This is a genomic window from Sphingopyxis sp. JAI108, assembly GCF_013410105.1.
Classification (GTDB): Bacteria; Pseudomonadota; Alphaproteobacteria; order Sphingomonadales; family Sphingomonadaceae; genus Sphingopyxis; species Sphingopyxis chilensis.
Map to the genome: position 1 here is coordinate 942,983 of NZ_JACCCJ010000001.1, position 17,586 is coordinate 960,568.

Here is a 17,586-nt window from a genome sequence, read left to right on the forward strand (position 1 = left end):
GGCGCTGATGGATGGTCCCGTAACAGACCGCGGCGAAACGCGCCTGTTCGCCGGCGTCGAGTTGGGGGGCACCAAGTGCATCTGCACGCTCGCGTCGGGACCGGACGACATTCGCGACCAGCGAACGATCGCGACCACCGTGCCCTGGGAAACGCTGCCCGCGATCAAGGCGGTGCTCGATAGCTGGGCGTCGTCATACGGCTTCTGCGCTCTCGGTATCGCTTCCTTCGGGCCGATCCGGCTCGATCCCGCAATGGCTGATTACGGCCAGATCGGCGCGACGAACAAAGCCGATTGGGAAGGCGCCGACCTGCTCGGGCCGCTGCAATCGGCCTTCGATGTCCCGATCGGGTTCGACACCGACGTCAACGGCGCCGCGCTCGCGGAAATCCGCTGGGGCAGCGGGCGCGGTCTCGACGACTTTGCCTATGTCACCGTCGGCACCGGGGTCGGGGTGGGGCTGATCGTCCACGGCCGTCCGACGCGCGGTTTCAGCCACAGCGAAATTGGCCATGTCCTCGTGCCGCGCCTTGATGGCGACGATATGACGAGCGTCTGCCGTTTCCACGATAATTGTGTCGAGGGGCTCGCCTCGGGAACGGCGCTGAACGCCCGGCTCGCCGGCCGGTCCTTGTCGGACGTCGCGGCCGATGATCCGGTGTGGGAGCCGATCGTCCACACGCTGGCAACGATGGTGCACGCGCTCGCCTGCACGACCGGGCCGATGCGCGTCGCGATGGGTGGCGGCGTGCTCGCCGGCCAGCCGCAACTGCTGCCGCGGATCAACGCGCGGCTTGAGGAGAGCCTCGCGGGCTATATGCAGATTCCCGGCGGCGGCGCCTATGTCCGGTCGCCCGAACTCGGAACCATGGCGGGTCCGCTCGGCGCCATCGCGCTCGCGATGGACGCGGCCGGCGTCCGCGCATGAGGAGGTTGGACAGCGCCCGGGCTTCGCGGCACAAGGGCGCGATGAAACGCCTGACCGCGGCCGCCGCGCTGCTCGCCCTCCTGCCGATCCAGTCCTTCGCCGAGCAGCCGGCGCCCGACCCGCTCGCCTTGGTCGACCCGATGATCGGCACCGGCCCCGAAGGCCACACCTTCCCCGGCGCGACCGCGCCCTTCGGCATGGTCCAGCTGTCGCCCGACACCGACGCGACGTGCCAGATCCGCGACTGCTACGATCATGCCGCGGGCTACAGCTATAACGACCCCACCATTCAGGGGTTCAGCCACACGCATTTCTCGGGCGCCGGCCATTCGGACCTCGGCGACATCCTCGTCATGCCGCAGGTGGGTAAGGTCAAGCTCGATCCGGGCGATCCCCAAAAGCCCGGCTCGGGCTATCGCCAGCGCTTCGACCACGACACCGAAAAGGCGAGCCCCGGCTACTACGCCGTCACGCTCGCCGACAGCGGCATCCGCGCCGAACTCACCGCGGGAACGCGCGTCGGCGTCCACCGCTACAGCTTTCCGGCGGGCAAGGACGCGCACCTGCTCCTCGACCTCCGCTCGTCGCTCTATGATTATCCGGGCAAGATCCTCTGGTCCGGCCTCCACCTCCGCCCCGACGGCACGCTCACCGGCTTCCGCGAAACGCGCGGCTGGGCGCCGGGGCGCAAGCTTTTCTTCGCGATGCGCTTCTCGGCGCCGCTCAAGTCCCACGCCTTCCTCGATCGCGACGAGAAAATTCCCTACAAGGGCTTTCAGGCACCCGGCCGCGGTAGCGACGCGCTCGCCGAAAAGCTCGGCAAGGCGCTCGAAGCGCGGCTCGATTTCGGCGCGCTGACCGGCCCGCTCGAAGTCCGCGTCGCGCTCTCGGGCGTCGACGAGGCCGGCGCGGTCGCCAACCTCGATGCAGAAGGCGCCGGCTTCGACGCCGTCCGCGCCCGCACCGAAGCCGAATGGCGCAAGGCGCTCGGCGCGCTCGAAATCGAGGCGCCCGCGCCGATGCGCACCAACCTCTACACCGCGCTCTACCACAGTCTGCTCGCGCCGAGCGTGTGGAGCGACGTCGACGGGCGCTATCGCGGCCCCGACGATCAGGTCCATGCCGCAAAGGATTTCACCTTCCGCTCGACTTTCTCGCTCTGGGATACGTTCCGCGCCCAGCATCCTTTGCTGACGCTCGTCCAGCCCGACAAGACCAACACCGACATCGTCAAATCGCTCGTCGCGAGCCGCAAGGTGAGCCCGCACGGCATCCTCCCCGTGTGGCAGTTCCACGGCCGCGAAACCTGGACGATGATCGGCTACCACGCGGTCCCCGTAATCGCCGACGCCTATATGAAGGGCGTGGGCGATTTCGACGCGAACGAGGCATTGGACGCGATGGTCGCGAGCGCCGAATACGCCCCCTATGGCGGGCTCGGCGATTATATGAAGCTCGGCTATGTTGCGATCGACCGCGAACCCGAAGCGGCGTCGAAGACGGTCGAATATGCCTATGACGACTGGACGATCGCGCGGATGGCGGAAAAGATGGGCCGCAAGGACATCGCCGACCGCTTCTACAAGCGCGCCGGTTACTGGCGGAACAGCTTCGATGCGAAGACCGGCTGGCTGCGCGCGCGCAAGGCCGACGGCAGCTTCCGCACGCCGTTCGACCCGACCGCGATCAACTATGGTTCGGACTATACCGAGGGTAACGCGTGGCAATATAGCTGGTTCGTGCCCCAGGATCAGGCCGCGCTCTTCCGCGTCCTCGGCGGCGATGCAAAGACGGTGGCAAAGCTCGACGCGATGTTCGACTATGACATCTCGAAGCTCGATTACAGCCATGCCGAGGATATTGCGGGCCTCATCGGCCAATATATCCACGGCAACGAGCCGAGCCACCATGTCGCCTATCTCTACGCCTATGCGGGAGCGCCTTGGCGGACGCAGGAGCGGCTGAAGCAGATCGTCGACAGCCAGTATAAACCGACTCCCGACGGCCTGTCGGGCAATGACGATCTGGGCCAGATGTCGGCATGGCTTGTCTTCACCGGGCTCGGTTTCTATCCCGTAGCGCCGGGGTCGAACCAATATGTGATCGGGCGCCCCTTCGTCGACCGTGCGGTGTTGAACCTGCCGGGCGGCAAGCGTTTCACCGTCGAGACGGCGGGCCTCTCCGACGCCAATCCCTATGTCGGCAAGGTCGAATTCAACGGCAAGCCGCTCACCCGCAGCTGGATTTCTGACGCCGAAATCCGCAGCGGCGGCACGCTGCGCTTCACGATGCAGGCGAAGCCAAATGCCGCGTGGGGCAAGGCCTCCGGCGCACGCCCCTATTCGCAATCGACCGAGCGCCGCGCACCCTGAATCGGTACGGACCACCCAGCGCGCACTTCCTGACGAAGGAGAGAAGGCGCTTCAGTCCGGGTTGATCATGCTCTAAGTCTCGATTCGAGCCCGCCTCAGCCTGCGGGCTCGGGCGTTAGGATCGGGTAGGGGACCGGCCATGGCCGCCGAAACAGCACATGCCGCCGAAGCCGCCGCGCACGGGTTCGACTTGTTGCCGATCGTCATCCTGCTCGCCGCCGCCGTCGTCGCGGTGCCCTTGTTCAAACGGCTCGGGCTCGGCTCGGTGCTCGGCTATCTCGCCGCAGGGCTCACGATCGGCCCCTTCGGCTTGGCGCTTTTCTCGGACGCGCAGACGATCCTCCACGTCGCCGAACTCGGCGTCGTCATGTTCCTCTTCATCATCGGGCTGGAGATGCAGCCGTCGCGCCTGTGGGCGATGCGCGGCGAGATTTTCGGGCTCGGCGCAGCGCAGGTCGGCGGCGCGATCGCGCTGCTGATCTGCGTCGGCCTCGCGCTCGGCTATCCGGTCGCGGCAAGCTTCGTCGCGGGCACCGGGTTCGTGCTGACCTCGACCGCGATCGTCATGCAGATGCTCGACGAACGGCGCGCGATGGGCCAACCCAAGGGGCGGCGGATCATCGCGATCCTGCTGCTCGAGGATCTGGCGATCGTGCCCTTGCTCGCGCTCACCGCTTTCCTCGCGCCGGGCGGCGAAGCCGTCTCGATGACCGACCGGCTGATCGCCGTCGCGATCGGTCTCGGCGCGATCGGCGGGCTGATCCTCGCGGGCCGCTACCTGCTCGACCCGATGTTCCGCCTGCTCGGTCGCGCAAAGGCGCGCGAGGTGATGACCGCGGCGGCGCTGCTCGTCGTCCTCGGCGCCGCGCTCGCGATGCAGACGGCGGGGCTGTCGATGGCGATGGGCGCCTTTCTCGCCGGGGTGCTCCTCTCCGAATCCTCGTTCCGCCACCAGCTCGAGGCCGACGTCGAACCGTTCCGCGGCGTGCTGCTCGGCCTCTTCTTCCTCGGCGTCGGCATGGCGCTCGATCTCGATATCGTCGCCGCCAATCTGGGCCTGATCGCAATCTCGGTCACCGCTTACATGACGCTCAAGATGATTATGATCTATGCGGTCGCTCGGCTGTTCAGGAGCAGCAATGCCGAGGCGGTCGAGCGCGCGGTGCTGATGGCGCAGGGGGGCGAATTCGCTTTCGTCCTTTATGCCGCGGCGGCAGCCGTCGGGATCATCGATGCGACAAGCAACGCGATCCTCACCGCGATCATTATCGTGTCGATGGTGCTGACACCGATCATGGTGATCCTGCACGACCGCTTCATGCCGCGCGCCGAGGACAAAGCCGACGATCTCGACGTCGCCGACAATCTCGACGCCAGCGTGTTGATGATCGGCTTCGGTCGCTTCGGCCAGATCGTCAGCCAGCCGCTCTTCGCCAACGGCTGCACCATATCGCTGATCGATACCGACACGATCGCGATCCGCGAATCGATGGCCTTCGGCTTCAAGATTTATTATGGCGACGGGACGCGGCTCGACATCCTCCATGCGGCGGGAGCGCGGGACGCCAGGATGATCATTGTCGCCACCGACGACCGCGAAACGACGCTCAAGATCGTCGAACTGGTGAAGGCGGAATTCCCGCACACCCCGCTGCTCGCCCGCGCCTTCGACCGCGAACATGCGATCGAGCTGGTGAATGCCCACGCCGACTATCAGGTGCGCGAAACGTTCGAATCGGCGCTGGTGATGGCGGAGGAAGCGTTGCGGCGGCTCGAGGTCGATGAGCAGGCGATCGGCGACATCATGGACGAAACGCGGCGGCGCGATCAGGAACGGTTCGACATCGATATCTGCAACGGCGTCTACGCCAGTCGCCACCTGATCCAGGGCAATGTGCCGGTCGAAGACCGCGACCGATATATCGTCAAACCCAGCGACGGACGCTGAGCGAACCTTTATCCCCCGCCCGCCGCGCTCGGCAGCCGCGACGGGGGATGAGGTTGATTGTGCACAAAAAGAACATTAGGGGAACAAAATCTGTTCGTCAACAGATTTATCGCGCTTTTCCGTCTCCACCGTCCGCCCGGTTGACGTGAACGTCAATCGCGACCAAATGCATAGCAAGCGAAGGAAAGGGAGTGTGATGGCGGAGCAACCCAAATTCGATCTGACGGGGCGCGTCGCGCTCGTCACCGGGGCATCGTCGGGCCTCGGTGCGGGCTTCGCCAAGGCGCTCGCCGCTGCGGGGGCGAAGGTGGTGCTCGCAGCGCGCCGCGCCGACAAGCTTGCCGAACAGGTCGCGGCGATCGAGGCGGCGGGCGGGCAGGCGATCGCGGTCAGCATGGACGTCACCGACGAGGCATCGACCATCGCCGCCTATGACGCTGCCGAGGCGGCCTTCGGCACCGTCGACACGATCGTCGCCAACGCCGGCGTCGCGACCGAGAAGATGGCGATGGGCCTGTCGGTCGAAGAGGTCGACTTCCTGCTCGCCGCCAATGTCCGCGGCGTCTTCCTGACCGCGACCGAGGGGGCCAAGCGTCTCGACAAGGCGGGCAGCCGCGAGAAGCAACATGGCCGCATCGTCCTGATCGGATCGATCACCGCCGAGAAGGTGTTTCCCGCGACCTCGGTCTATGGCGCGACGAAGGCGGCGGTGCGCCACCTCGGCAAGGCGCTGGCGCGCGAATGGGCACGGCGCGGGATCAGCGTCAATGTGATCCAGCCCGGCTATTTCGAATCCGAAATGACCGCCGAATTGTTCGAGAGCGAGACGGGCGCCGCGATGGTCAAGAGCTTCCCGCGCCAGCGGATGCGCCCGCCGACCGACCTCCACGCGCCGCTTCTGCTGCTCTGTTCCGACGCGGCGCTCGGTATCACGGGCAGCGTGATCACCATCGACGACGGTCAGACATTGTGACTGCGTTGCTGATCGAACGCCGCGGCGCGGTCGAGATCGCGACGCTCAACCGGCCCGAACGCCTCAATGCGCTGAGCGAGGGGCTGGTCGACGAACTCAATGCCTATTTCGGCGCGCTCGCCGACCGCTCCGAGGTCCGCGTCGTGATCCTGCGCGGCGCGGGGCGCGGCTTCTGCGCCGGGCTCGACATCCAGGAAGACCGCTCGAGCGACGAAACGCCCGTGCTTCGCACGCTGCGCACCCAGACACGCATCGGCAATATCTATCGCAAGATGCGCGCCTGCCCGCAGCCGATCATCGCGCTCGGTCACGGCGCGGCGTGTGGCGGCGGGCTGTCGCTGCTGCTCGCCTCCGACGTGCGTTATGCCGCGCCTTCGTTCAGGGCGAACGCCGCCTATATCCGCATCGGCCTTGGCGGCTGCGATATGGCGTCGAGCTATTTCCTGCCGCGCCTCGTCGGCGCCAGCCTCGCGTCCGAAATGATCCTGACCGGCCGTTTCATCGACGCCCAGCGGGCGCTGCGCGCGGGCCTTGTCAGCGAGACCGTCGAGGAAGCGGCGCTGCTGGACCGCGGTCTCGCGCTTGCCGACGAGATGCTCGCGACCTCGCCTTATGGTCTCCGTCTTTCGAAACAGGCGCTGGATCTCAATATCGACGCGCCCAGTCTCGAGGCGGCGATGGCGATCGAGGACCGCCAGCAGGTCATCCTCTCGGCGACCGAGGACCATCGCGAAGCGCTCGCCGCCTTCCTCGAAAAGCGCGCGCCCGACTATCGCGAGCGTTAAGGTTGAAGCTCCCGCACCGCCCCATTGACTTGGCGATATATTGACATAGTAAGTGCCATATCCCGAGGGGGTGGGAGTGATGGCAGTACGCAGGAGGACCACTAAATGCCGGGTCGCTTAGGCGGGTCCCGGCGTGCTGCCATCATCGCAATCGGCGCCCTGCTAGGCGCTTGTCCCGTTCAGGCGCAGCCTGCCAAGCCCGCGCCGAGCCGCCCCAACATCGTCATCCTGCTCGCCGACGACTGGGGTTTTTCCGACGTCGGCTCCTTTGGCGCCGAATTCGCGACCCCCCATATCGACGCGCTCGCCCGTGCCGGGATGCGCTTTTCGAACTTCCATGTCGCAGGGTCCTGCTCGCCGTCGCGCGCGATGCTGCAGACAGGGGTGATGAACCACCGCAACGGCCTCGGCAACATGCCCGAGACGATCCCCGACGAGCATCGCGGAAAGCCCGGTTACGACACGGTGATGAACCACCGCGTCGTGACGATCGGTGAGCTTTTGCAGGCGGCGGGCTATCGCACCTATCTGACCGGCAAGTGGCACCTCGGCAGCGACGCCGCGCGGTTGCCGCACGCCCGCGGCTACGACCGCGCCTTCAGCCTCGCCGATGCGGGCGCCGACAATTTCGAACAGCGCCCGATCGAGGGCCTGTACGACAAGGCGAACTGGACCGAGAATGGCAAGCCGGCGACCTTGCCCAAGGATTATTATTCGTCGCGCTTCGTCGTGCAGCGGATGATCGACTATATCGAGGAGGGGCGCGCCAGCGGCAAATCCTTCCTCGCTTCGATCAACTTCCTCGCCAACCATATCCCGGTGCAGGCGCCCGACAGCGACATCGCGCGCTATTCGGCGATGTATCGCGATGGCTGGACGGCGCTCCGCGAAGCGCGGGCGAAGCGCGCCGCGGCACTCGGCATCGTGCCCGCGGGCGCGGCGATGGTGACGATGCCGACGACCCCCGACTGGCGCAAACTCGACGCCGACGAACGCGCCGCGGCGGCGCGCGTGATGCAGGCTTATGCCGGCATGGCGACCGCGATGGACCGCGAGGTCGGCCGCCTCGTCGCGCATCTGAAGGTGGCCGGCGATTACGACAACACGATCTTCGTCTTCCTGTCGGACAATGGCGCCGAACCGACCAACCCGTTCGCCAGCCTGCGCAACCGGCTGTTCCTCGGCCTGCAATATGACCTCGCGACCGCGAATATCGGCCGGCGCGGCAGCTTTTCCGCCATCGGGCCGGGCTGGGCGAGCGCGGCGTCGTCGCCGCTTTCGGGCTACAAGTTCAGCGCGGCCGAGGGCGGCCTGCGCGTCCCGCTGATCATCGCATGGCCCGGCCATGCCGATATCCGCGCGGGCGGGATCACCGACGGCCTCGCGCATGTCACCGACATCTTGCCGACGCTGACCGAGCTTGCCGGGGTGGCGGGCCATGGCGGAAGCTGGCGCGGCAGGGCGGTCGAACCCATTACCGGGCGCAGCCTTGTCCCGATGCTGAAGGGCGGCGCGGGAAGCGTCCATGGCGACGCGCCGCTCGGCTATGAACTGTCGGGCAATGCGGCACTGTTCCGCGGCGATTACAAGCTGGTGCGCAACCTCGCGCCGACCGGCGACGGCCAGTGGCGGCTGTTCAACCTGAAGGTCGATCCCGGCGAGACGCGCGACCTCGCCGCCGCCGAACCCGACCGCTACAAGCGGATGCTGGCCGATTACCGCACCTATGCAAAGGCGAACGGCGTGCTCGACATGCCCGCCGGCTACACCGCCGACGAACAGATCAACCGCTATGCCTTCGAACAACAGGGCAAGCCGCGGCTGATCCGCTTCGGCCTGTGGGTCGGCGCGTTCGTCTTGCTGGTATCGGGTCTGATCTGGGGACTTCGCCGCCGGCGCCGCGCGAAAAGCGGCTGGGCGCTCAGTCGGCGGTGATCGCCGCCATCTGCGCTTCGACCATCCGCCCCATCACCGTGCCTGCTTCCTCGGCCGACAGGCTCTGGTCGTGGCGCAGCGTGCGCCAGCTGTGGAAAGACAGCGCGGCGACGAGCGCCTCGACGCCGATCCGGTCGGCGCGCACGGCCGCAGGCAACAGGCGCAGGATCAATTCGCGTTCCAGCATCACGACGCGGCTGTACTGCCCCATCAGGAATGGCGACTGATAGCGTTTGATATTGGCGGCAAGGCGGAACGGCAACGTCGTCTCGAACAGGCCGACGCGCCGGCGGACCAACTCGCGGACATTGTCGCGCCACGGCTGGTCGGGATAGGGCGCCATCACGACCGGCATCACCTCTTCGGTGATCGTCGCGGTGATCTCGGCATAAAGCGCATCCATGTCGTCGAAATGACGGAACACGGTGCGCAACCCGATGCCCGCCTCTTCGGCGACGCGCGCCGCGCTTGGCGACAGGTCGCCCTGGACGATCAGCTCCATCATCGCCTCGACGATGCGCCGGTGGCTCGACCGCCCGCGTTCGCGGCGGCCGTCGACCCGTGGCGGTGCGACCTCTTGTGCGCTCGATTTTTCCAACCCTGTCGCCATTGCGCCCCTGCTGGCCCGACTTCGCGCCGGGGTCAAACAATCTTGCGTATCGGCGCATATAGTGGCACATATAGTGTCAATAGTTTTCGGGCAAGCCGACGGCGCGATATGGGGGATGATGATGAAGAGAAAATGGGTCGCCCTCGGCGCATTGTTACTGGCCGGCGCGGGCGGATATTGGGCCTTTGAGGCGAATAAATACCGGCTGCCCGGCGTTCTTCAGGACTGGAACGACCCGGTGCAGCCCCATCGCGCGATCAGCTGGCAGCAAGGCCCCGCCAACCCGCCGGAGGGCAAGCGGCTGCCGAACATCATCCTGATCGTCGCCGATGATTTGGGTTACAACGACATCAGCCTCAATGGCGGCGGGGTGGCGGGGGTCGTCAAGACGCCGAACATCGACGCGCTCGCGCGCGAGGGCGTCAATTTCACCACCGCCTATGCCGCGAACGCGACCTGTTCGCCGTCGCGCGCGGCGATGATGACCGGGCGCTATCCGACCCGCTTCGGCTTCGAATATACGGCGGTTCCCGTCGAGTTCGCCGAAAATCTCGCGCATGGCGAGGGCGTCGGCCCGCACCGGGCGATCTTCCACGACGAGCTGATCACCCCCGACATTCCCGCCTATCCCGACATGGGCGTCCCCGCGAGCGAGGTGACGATCGCCGAGGCGGTGAAGGCGGCGGGTTATCACACGCTTCACATCGGTAAATGGCATCTGGGCGAGTCGCCCAAACTCCAGCCGCAGGCCCAGGGCTTCGACGAAAGCCTCGCGATCCTCGCGGGCGCGGCGATGTTCCTTCCCGAGGACGACCCGGACACGGTCAACGCCAAGCTGCCGTGGGACCCGATCGACCGCTTCATCTGGGCGAACCTTCGCCACGCGGTCACGTTCAACGGCAGCAAGCGTTTCCATCCCAAGGGGCATATGACCGACTATTTCGCTGACGAGGCGATCAAGGCGATCGAGGCGAACCGGAACCGGCCTTTCTTCATGTACCTAGCCTTCAACGCCCCGCATACGCCCTTGCAGGCGACGAAGGCCGATTACGACCGGCTGCCGCAGATCAAGGATCACAAGGCACGCGTCTATGGCGCGATGATCGCGCAGCTCGACCGCCGCATCGGCGACGTGATGGCAAAGCTGAAAGATGCGGGGATCGACGACAATACGCTTGTCATCTTCACCAGCGACAACGGCGGCGCCTGGTATAACGGGATCCAGGGCCTGAACGCGCCGTTCCGCGGCTGGAAGGCGACCTTCTTCGAAGGCGGCATCCGCACGCCGCTCTTCATGCGCTGGCCGGGCGGGATCGCGGCGGGGACGCAGCGCGCCGATGTCACCGGCCATCTCGATATCTTCGCGACGATTGCCGCGGCGGGCGGCGCGAAACTGCCGGAGGACCGGACGATCGACAGCGAAAATATCCTCGCCACCCCCGCGAAGCGGCCCGCGATGTTCTGGCGCTCGGGCAACTATCGCGCGGTGCGCGCGGGTGACTGGAAATTGCAGGTGACGAAGCGCCCCGAAAAGGCGCGCCTCTACAACCTCGCCGCCGACCCGACCGAGCGCCACGATCTCGCCGCGAGCGACCCGCAGCGCGTCGCCGCGCTCCGCGCGCTGATCGAGGCGCAGAACAAGGGCATGGCGAAACCGATCTGGCCGGGCCTCGTCGAAGGGCCGATACGCATCGACGTGCCGCTCGACGCGCCGTGGAAGGACGGACAGGATTATATCTACTGGACCAATTGAGGCGCGCTGCGCCAGCCAACGCCCGCCTTGGGCTGAAAGCGGCGGGGTGCGGCCCGCGAGGTAATTGGCCCGGTGATCGCTTTGTGGCAGGGCGGGCATATTGTTTCGCGCACCCGGAGATATCATGCGAGCCCTGCTGCTTTCGATCGCCTTGCTTTCGGCGCCTGCCTTCGCGCAGGACGCTGTCGTCGACACCCACGTCCACCTGCACAAGGGCGAAGCGTCGCTCGCCGAATATCGGGCGCAGCTAAAGGCGGCGAACCAGCCCGTCGCGGCTTTCGGCGCGATGTGGTTCGGCGGCCCGAATCAGGCGCTCGCGGGCAATCCGGCGGACATAGCCAGTCGCAATGACGCCCTGATCGCGCTCGCTGCGAAGAACCCCGACATGATCGCGATCGCGACGGTCCACCCCTATGACGGCGAGGCTGCGCTGGCCGAGGTCGACCGCGTTGCCGCGCGCGGTGTCCGCCTGCTCAAGATCCATCCGCATACGCAGAAATTCGACACCGCCGATCCGCGCGTGCTGACGCTCGTCAAGCGCGCGGGTGACAAGGGAATGACGGTCGTGATGGACAATGCGAGCATCGTCCCCGCCGATAACGAGAAGCTCTTCAACCTTGCGCTCGCGGCGCCGAAGACGAAGTTCATCTTCGGCCATATGGGCGGGCTCGCCTTCCGCTTCTGGAACATCCTTGCGCTCGCGCGCACCGCTGAAAATCTCTTCGCCGACAATATCTATTTCGACCTTTCGGCGAGCGTGATCCTCGCCGCCGATTCGCCGATCGAAGAAGAATATGTCTGGACGATCCGCAACGTCGGGGTCGATCATGTGCTGCTCGCATCGGACTTCCCGCAAATTTCGCTGCCCAAGACGCTGGAGGCCTTCGCCAAGCTCGATCTCACCGATGCGGAGCGCGCGAAGATCCGCTCGGGCAACGCCCGCAAGCTGCTTGGACTCTGACCGATGCCGGTTCATCTTCCCGCCCCCGCCAAGCTGAGCGTCGCCGGGCACGAGCTTGTGCCCATCGCCTGGGGTATGTGGCGCTTTGCCGGCGTCGACCTCGCCACCGCCCGCGCACGCATCGACGCGGCGTTCGACGCGGGCGTGACGCTGTTCGACACGGCCGACATCTACGGCTTCGACACGCCCGGCGGTTTCGGCTCGGCCGAAGCCTTGCTCGGCGAAGTCTTCGCCGAAGCCCCGGGGCTTCGCGACCGGATGGTCCTCGCGACGAAGGGCGGGATCATTCCCGGCGTACCCTATGACAGCAGCGCCCCCTATCTGGCGTCGGCGCTCGACGCCTCGCTCCGCCGCCTGCGCACCGACCGGGTCGAATTGTGGCAGATCCACCGTCCCGACCTGCTCACCCACCCGCAGGAGGTCGCGCGCGCGCTCGAGGAGGCGCACCGGGCGGGCAAGGTCGGCGCGTTCGGCGTCTCCAATTTCACCCCGTCGCAGACGTTGGCGCTGGCCCGCTTCCTTCCCGTGCCGGTGGTAAGCCATCAGAGCGAATTTTCGCCGCTCCATCTCGCCCCGCTATTCGACGGCCTCCTCGACCAGTCGATGGGGCAGGGGATGGCCTTTCTGGCCTGGTCGCCACTCGGCGGCGGCCGCCTCGGCGATCCGGCGGACGAGCGCGGCCAGGCGATCGCCGGGCTGCTCGACGCCAAGGCCGCCGAATATGGGGTCTCGCGCGCCGCGGCCACCTACAGCTGGGTGATGGCGCATCCCGCGCGCCCGATCCCGATCGTCGGCACGCAGACGATCGAACGAATCCGGGAAATCCCGCAGGCGTTCATGCCGCGCTGGACGCGCGCCGAATGGTATGCCGTGCTGCAAGTCTCGATGGGAGAGCGGCTGCCCTGACGTTTTCGCGGCTCGCAATGACGCGATTTCTGAAGGAGATGCCCCACCTCCACATCGAGACGTAGGAGAGCGGGAGGCGGGGCGAGCGCGCTTAAGCAGGGTGCGGCTTGCGGGTCAATGAATGAAGCGCGAATTGCAGGCGGGACGCCGGTCTTGTTTGCCCGGCCCGCGGTGATATGCCTTCCCGCCATGGAACGCACCGCCTCCTGTCATTGCGGCAAGCTGGTCCTCACCTGCACCGGCGAGCCCGCGAAGGTTTCGCTCTGCCATTGCTTCGATTGCCAAAGGCGAACCGGATCGCTCTTCAGTGTCGCGGCCTTTTTCCCGCGCGACCGCGTGGAACTGCCCGTCGCCGGCGCCAGGGCCTTCCGGCGTCCGTCCGCCAGCGGCCGCGACGTGTCCTTCCATTTCTGCCCCGACTGCGGGTCGTCGCTCTGGTGGGAACCCGACCGGCTCCCGCACCTGATCGGGGTTGCGGCGGGCGCCTTTGCCGATCGCGACTTTCCGATGCCCGAACAGGCGGTATGGGCCGATCATCGCCACGCGTGGCTCGACCTTCCGCTGCCGGAACATCCGCAAAACCCTCACCCTAAAGTCGCCGGCCAAGGCTGATGCGATCCTCGACCGCATATCCCAGCGCCCGATAGAATCGGACGACATCTTCGTTCGCCGCGCGGACCTGCAGGTTGATCTTTTCGCATCCGAGCGCGCGTAGCGCCCGTTCGGCTTCGCGGACGAGCGCCGTTCCGACCCCGCCGCGCTCGCACGTCCGCCGGACCGCGACCGAATAAAGCCAGCCGCGATGCCCGTCGTACCCCGCCATCACCGATCCGATCACCGCGTCCCCCTCCAGCGCCACGAAAAACAGGCCGGGCTGAAATGCGAGCTTGGCGGGGATCGCCACTTCGGCGCGGTTCCAGGGCGGATCGTTCGGAAACGCCTCTTCCCAAAGCCGTTTCACCCCGCCGAAGTCGGATGCCGCATAACGCCGGATTTCCATGACTAGCCCGCCCAGACCTGCGCATAGAGCATCGCCATCTCTTCGACGTCGGGCACGCGCGGATTGTTCGCGGGCGAGCCCGATGCGGCCGCCTGCGCGCACATCGTCGGCACCAGCGCCTCCCAGCGCGCCGCGTCGATGCCCCACGCCGCCGGCCCCGGTACCTCCAGCTCGCGATTCAAGGCTGCCAGCTCGTCGAGCAGGCGCGCGACCGCCGACTGGTCGCCCTCGGCCTCGTCGGCGATCCCCATCGCCCGCGCGCAATCGGCATAGCGATGGAGCGCGGCAGGCGCCGACCAGGCGGTCACCGCGGGTAGCAGCATCGCGTTCGACAGCCCGTGCGGCACATGGAAATGCGCCCCGATCGGCCGGCTCATCCCGTGCACCAGCGCGACCGAGCTGTTCGAAAAGGCGATCCCCGCCTGCGTCGCGCCCAGCATCATCGCCTCGCGCGCCGCCGCGTCCATCGGGTCGCCGCACACGCGGCGCAGATTGGGTGCGATCGCGCGCATTGCGAGCAGCGCCATGCCGTCGCTGAACGGGTTCGCGCGCTTCGACACATAGGCCTCGATCGCGTGCGTCAGCGAATCGATGCCCGTATCGGCGGTCAGCCGCACCGGCTTGGTAAAGGTCAGCTCATAATCGACGAGCGCCGCGACGGGCAGATAGGCGAGCCCCGGGCACAGCATCTTCTCGTCGGTCGCCTCGTCGGTGATGATCGTGAAGCGCGTCGCTTCCGATCCCGTGCCCGCGGTCGTCGGGATCGCTATGACGGGCAGTCCCGGCGCGTCCTGGACATGCGGCGCCTTGTAATCGGCCATCGCGCCGCCGTGGCTCGCGAGCAGCGCGATCGCCTTCGCGCTGTCGAGCGGGCTGCCGCCGCCAAATCCGACGACGCAGTCATGTTCGCCCGCTTTCAAAAAAGCCACGCCCGCATCGACCGACGCCACCGTCGGGTCGGGCACCGTATCGGCGAACGCGCGCGCCGCGATCCCCGCCGCCGCCAGCCCGTTCTCCAGCTCGGCGACGCGCCCGCTGCTCATCAGATAGGCATCGGTCACGATCAACGGCCGCGACAGGCCCAGGCTTGCGAGCACTTCGGGCAATTGCTTCGACGCGCCGCCGCCGATGCGGAAGATGCGGGGCAGGGCGATGCTGGCGATATTCAACGGTCCATCTCCTCGAGGACGATATGCGTCCCTCTTGTTCGCCCACTACCTAGCCTCATTGGAGCCGGCAGGAAATCGCCGCATTGGGGACGCGCGGCTTCGCGCGAGGCGGCCGGGCGGGCGTCATCAAAAATCTATCGGGATGGGGGGCGAAGCTGGCCGGCACCTGTCAGCCCCGGCATCGGCTTCGGTTTCCGGTAATGATGGTGCGGTCGAGAAGACTCGAACTTCCACGGCCTTTCGGCCACAACGACCTCAACGTTGCGCGTCTACCAGTTCCGCCACGACCGCACATCATGATGGTCCGGATCGGGTCCGGCACCAGGTAGGAGCGGGCGCCTAGCAAAGCTTTCGGGGCGATGCAAGCGAGCTTCGCCGCTTTTATTTTTGCAGGTGCGAACGGGCACGCCCTACGGCCGCCGCGCTTGTCATCAAAGCGACTCGAAAGAGTCATGCAAGTGTCACGGCTCTGGCGTCAGACCGTCATCGAATCACCCTAGTGGCGGCCTCACCGGGGGCGAGACGACAATCCTTATTCTTGCTCGCGGCGTGTTTTTCATCAGGGGCGCGCAGGCGCACACCGGGAACGGAGATTTTCATGGCGGCTTTCGCACGCATTCGTTTGGTCATGCTTAGCGGCGTGGCCTGTTCCATTCTTGCGGCGTGCGGCGCCGATGGCGTCGCGTCGCCCGGTGAAGGCGTGATCGTCATTCCCGCGCCGACCCCGACCCCGGCGCCCACTCCGACCCCGACGCCGACCCCCACGCCGACCGGCGTGACCCCGGCCGACGCCTGCCCGGCCATCAACGGCGCCGACCAGCTCGCCGACCTTGGCACCATTTCGGGCCCGCAGGGCACCTGGCGCAACTGCGGCTTCCCCGCGAAGTTCAACTCGACGACCGCGATTCCGAAGGTCGACGGCGTGATCTATTCGCTTCCCGGCCGCGTCGATGTCGGTAGCGACCAGGGTCCGACCGAAGAAGCCGGCGATACCGCCGACGTCACGCTGACGATCGATCCGGGCGTCACCATCTTCGCCTCGACCGGCACCGCCTTCCTCGCCGTCAACCGCGGCAACAAGATCGACGCCGTCGGCACCCCGACGCAGCCGATCGTCTTCACCGGCCGCGGCAACGTCGTCGGCTCGGCGACCGATAACACGTCGCAGCTGTGGGGCGGCGTCGTCCTGCTCGGCCGCGCGCCGATCACCGATTGCGACGCGGCGGGCGCGGTTCCCGGCACCAACGACTGCGAACGCGACACCGAAGGCACGTCGAACGCGCTCTACGGCGGCGAGATCACCAACGATAACTCGGGCCGTATGAGCTATGTCCAGATCCGCTATTCGGGCTTCAACCTGTCGCCCGACAGCGAATTGCAGGGCCTGACCCCGTCGGGCGTCGGTTCGGCGACCCAGTTCGACCATATCCAGATGCACAACAGCTCGGACGACGGCATGGAAGTGTTCGGCGGCCGTCCGAACTTCAAGCATCTCGTCGTCACCGGGGCCGAGGACGACAGCTTCGACACCGACGTCGGCTACAAGGGCAATATCCAATATGCGATCGCCGTCCAGCGTGCCGGCGGCACGGTCGGCGACTCGATCATGGAAATCGACTCCGACGGCGATGAAGATGCGGTTCCGCGTCAGGAAGTGAATATCGCAAACTTCACCTTCATCCACCGCAACGCAGCGGCCGGCAACGGCGCCGCGATCCGCATCCGCGGCGGCGCCGACTACACCTTCGCCAACGGCCTGATCACCACCGGCGCGTCGTGCATCCGCATCGACAGCGCCACCACGGTGCAGCCCGCCGACCCGGCGCTCGACGAAAACGGCCCGCCGGTGTTCCAGTCGGTGTCGATGCAGTGCAACGACCGTCCGTTCCGCGGCTCGAATGGTCCCGACGACGCCGCGGTCCGCGCGATCTTCGAACTCGGCACGAACAACAGCTCGACCTACACGCCGAGCCTGACCGACCTGTTCGTCAACGGTGCGACCGAAACCGCGCTGACGCCGTTCGATGCCAAGACGCTCGCGAGCTTCTTCGACACGACGGCCTATGTCGGCGCGGTCGCCGACGCCAACGACACCTGGTACGCGGGCTGGACCTGCAATTCCGCCACGGCGTCGTTCGGCGACACCAGCGGCAACTGCACCGACATCCCCGTAACCTGACGCGCCGACGTCCGATACCGGGGCGGGGCGCACCACGGGCGCGCCCCGCCCCCATTTCAATCTGCCA

The 17,586-nt window shown here is 66.6% G+C and carries 14 protein-coding genes and 1 tRNA gene; 11 read left to right on the top strand and 4 right to left on the bottom strand.

What is annotated here, in order from left to right; genetic code table 11:
* The first annotated feature begins 7 nt into the window (after nt 1-7).
* The 6 genes from HDC29_RS04480 (at nt 8) to HDC29_RS04505 (ending at nt 8,941) form a co-directional block, all read left to right on the top strand.
* Nucleotides 8-928 (top strand): ROK family protein, encoded by a 921-nt coding sequence (locus HDC29_RS04480; RefSeq protein WP_179494808.1) that lies wholly within the window; start codon nt 8-10, stop codon nt 926-928.
* A 41-nt stretch (nt 929-969) separates the two neighbouring features.
* Nucleotides 970-3,300, top strand: a complete 2,331-nt coding sequence (locus HDC29_RS04485) for a GH92 family glycosyl hydrolase (protein WP_179494810.1) — start codon at nt 970-972, stop codon at nt 3,298-3,300.
* 139 nt (nt 3,301-3,439) lie between these two features.
* On the top strand, nt 3,440-5,248 hold the full coding sequence (locus HDC29_RS04490) for a monovalent cation:proton antiporter-2 (CPA2) family protein (protein ID WP_179494812.1): 1,809 nt from the start codon (nt 3,440-3,442) through the stop codon (nt 5,246-5,248).
* Between the two features lie 196 nt (nt 5,249-5,444).
* Nucleotides 5,445-6,221: an SDR family NAD(P)-dependent oxidoreductase gene (locus tag HDC29_RS04495; RefSeq protein WP_179494814.1), complete on the top strand. Its 777-nt coding sequence runs from the start codon at nt 5,445-5,447 to the stop codon at nt 6,219-6,221.
* Nucleotides 6,218-7,006, top strand: a complete 789-nt coding sequence (locus HDC29_RS04500; RefSeq protein ID WP_373562756.1) for an enoyl-CoA hydratase/isomerase family protein — start codon at nt 6,218-6,220, stop codon at nt 7,004-7,006. The genes HDC29_RS04495 and HDC29_RS04500 overlap by 4 nt, the downstream gene beginning before the upstream one ends.
* A 105-nt stretch (nt 7,007-7,111) precedes the next feature.
* Nucleotides 7,112-8,941 carry an arylsulfatase gene (locus tag HDC29_RS04505; protein ID WP_179494816.1) on the top strand — a complete coding sequence of 610 codons (1,830 nt, stop codon included), beginning with the start codon at nt 7,112-7,114 and terminating at the stop codon, nt 8,939-8,941.
* Here the strand turns inward: HDC29_RS04505 and HDC29_RS04510 are convergent.
* Nucleotides 8,928-9,551, bottom strand: a complete 624-nt coding sequence (locus HDC29_RS04510; RefSeq protein WP_257018037.1) for a TetR/AcrR family transcriptional regulator — start codon at nt 9,549-9,551, stop codon at nt 8,928-8,930. The two genes, HDC29_RS04505 and HDC29_RS04510, sit on opposite strands and share 14 nt — an antisense overlap.
* Nucleotides 9,552-9,666: 115 nt before the next feature.
* On the opposite strand from HDC29_RS04510, the gene HDC29_RS04515 reads away from it, so the two are divergent.
* The 4 genes from HDC29_RS04515 to HDC29_RS04530 all read left to right on the top strand — a co-directional run bounded on the left by HDC29_RS04515 (nt 9,667) and on the right by HDC29_RS04530 (nt 13,783).
* Nucleotides 9,667-11,304 (top strand): sulfatase-like hydrolase/transferase, encoded by a 1,638-nt coding sequence (locus HDC29_RS04515; RefSeq protein ID WP_257018038.1) that lies wholly within the window; start codon nt 9,667-9,669, stop codon nt 11,302-11,304.
* Nucleotides 11,305-11,428: 124 nt separating this feature from the next.
* Nucleotides 11,429-12,265 carry an amidohydrolase family protein gene (locus HDC29_RS04520; protein WP_179494818.1) on the top strand — a complete coding sequence of 279 codons (837 nt, stop codon included), beginning with the start codon at nt 11,429-11,431 and terminating at the stop codon, nt 12,263-12,265.
* Nucleotides 12,266-12,268: 3 nt separating this feature from the next.
* On the top strand, nt 12,269-13,171 hold the full coding sequence (locus tag HDC29_RS04525; RefSeq protein WP_257018040.1) for an aldo/keto reductase family oxidoreductase: 903 nt from the start codon (nt 12,269-12,271) through the stop codon (nt 13,169-13,171).
* A 189-nt stretch (nt 13,172-13,360) separates the two neighbouring features.
* A complete protein-coding gene (locus HDC29_RS04530; protein ID WP_179494820.1) occupies nt 13,361-13,783 on the top strand; it encodes a GFA family protein in 423 nt (140 codons plus the stop codon).
* On the opposite strand, the gene HDC29_RS04535 is transcribed toward HDC29_RS04530, so the two are convergent.
* The 3 genes from HDC29_RS04535 to HDC29_RS04545 all read right to left on the bottom strand — a co-directional run bounded on the left by HDC29_RS04535 (nt 13,761) and on the right by HDC29_RS04545 (nt 15,631).
* A complete protein-coding gene (locus tag HDC29_RS04535) occupies nt 13,761-14,171 on the bottom strand; it encodes a GNAT family acetyltransferase (protein ID WP_179494822.1) in 411 nt (136 codons plus the stop codon). The genes HDC29_RS04530 and HDC29_RS04535 overlap by 23 nt on opposite strands.
* Before the next feature lie 2 nt (nt 14,172-14,173).
* The gene (locus HDC29_RS04540) at nt 14,174-15,340 is read right to left on the bottom strand and encodes an iron-containing alcohol dehydrogenase (protein ID WP_218844297.1); all 1,167 of its coding nucleotides are present in this window, start codon (nt 15,338-15,340) and stop codon (nt 14,174-14,176) included.
* Nucleotides 15,341-15,544: 204 nt separating this feature from the next.
* Nucleotides 15,545-15,631, bottom strand: a tRNA-Leu gene (locus tag HDC29_RS04545).
* Between the two features lie 307 nt (nt 15,632-15,938).
* On the opposite strand from HDC29_RS04545, the gene HDC29_RS04550 reads away from it, so the two are divergent.
* The gene (locus tag HDC29_RS04550; protein WP_179494824.1) at nt 15,939-17,519 is read left to right on the top strand and encodes a hypothetical protein; all 1,581 of its coding nucleotides are present in this window, start codon (nt 15,939-15,941) and stop codon (nt 17,517-17,519) included.
* The last annotated feature ends 67 nt before the right edge of the window (nt 17,520-17,586 follow it).

Excerpts from the sequence above, each read along its gene's own strand:
- HDC29_RS04550 (WP_179494824.1), top strand. The coding sequence starts at position 15,939 with ATGGCGGCTTTCGCACGCATTCGTTTGGTCATGCTTAGCGGCGTGGCC.
- HDC29_RS04505 (WP_179494816.1), top strand. The coding sequence starts at position 7,112 with ATGCCGGGTCGCTTAGGCGGGTCCCGGCGTGCTGCCATCATCGCAATC.
- HDC29_RS04490 (WP_179494812.1), top strand. The coding sequence starts at position 3,440 with ATGGCCGCCGAAACAGCACATGCCGCCGAAGCCGCCGCGCACGGGTTC.
- HDC29_RS04515 (WP_257018038.1), top strand. The coding sequence starts at position 9,667 with ATGATGATGAAGAGAAAATGGGTCGCCCTCGGCGCATTGTTACTGGCC.
- HDC29_RS04525 (WP_257018040.1), top strand. The coding sequence starts at position 12,269 with ATGCCGGTTCATCTTCCCGCCCCCGCCAAGCTGAGCGTCGCCGGGCAC.
- HDC29_RS04530 (WP_179494820.1), top strand. The coding sequence starts at position 13,361 with ATGGAACGCACCGCCTCCTGTCATTGCGGCAAGCTGGTCCTCACCTGC.
- HDC29_RS04510 (WP_257018037.1), bottom strand. The coding sequence starts at position 9,551 with ATGGCGACAGGGTTGGAAAAATCGAGCGCACAAGAGGTCGCACCGCCA.
- HDC29_RS04535 (WP_179494822.1), bottom strand. The coding sequence starts at position 14,171 with ATGGAAATCCGGCGTTATGCGGCATCCGACTTCGGCGGGGTGAAACGG.
- HDC29_RS04495 (WP_179494814.1), top strand. The coding sequence starts at position 5,445 with ATGGCGGAGCAACCCAAATTCGATCTGACGGGGCGCGTCGCGCTCGTC.
- HDC29_RS04520 (WP_179494818.1), top strand. The coding sequence starts at position 11,429 with ATGCGAGCCCTGCTGCTTTCGATCGCCTTGCTTTCGGCGCCTGCCTTC.
- HDC29_RS04480 (WP_179494808.1), top strand. The coding sequence starts at position 8 with ATGGATGGTCCCGTAACAGACCGCGGCGAAACGCGCCTGTTCGCCGGC.
- HDC29_RS04485 (WP_179494810.1), top strand. The coding sequence starts at position 970 with ATGAAACGCCTGACCGCGGCCGCCGCGCTGCTCGCCCTCCTGCCGATC.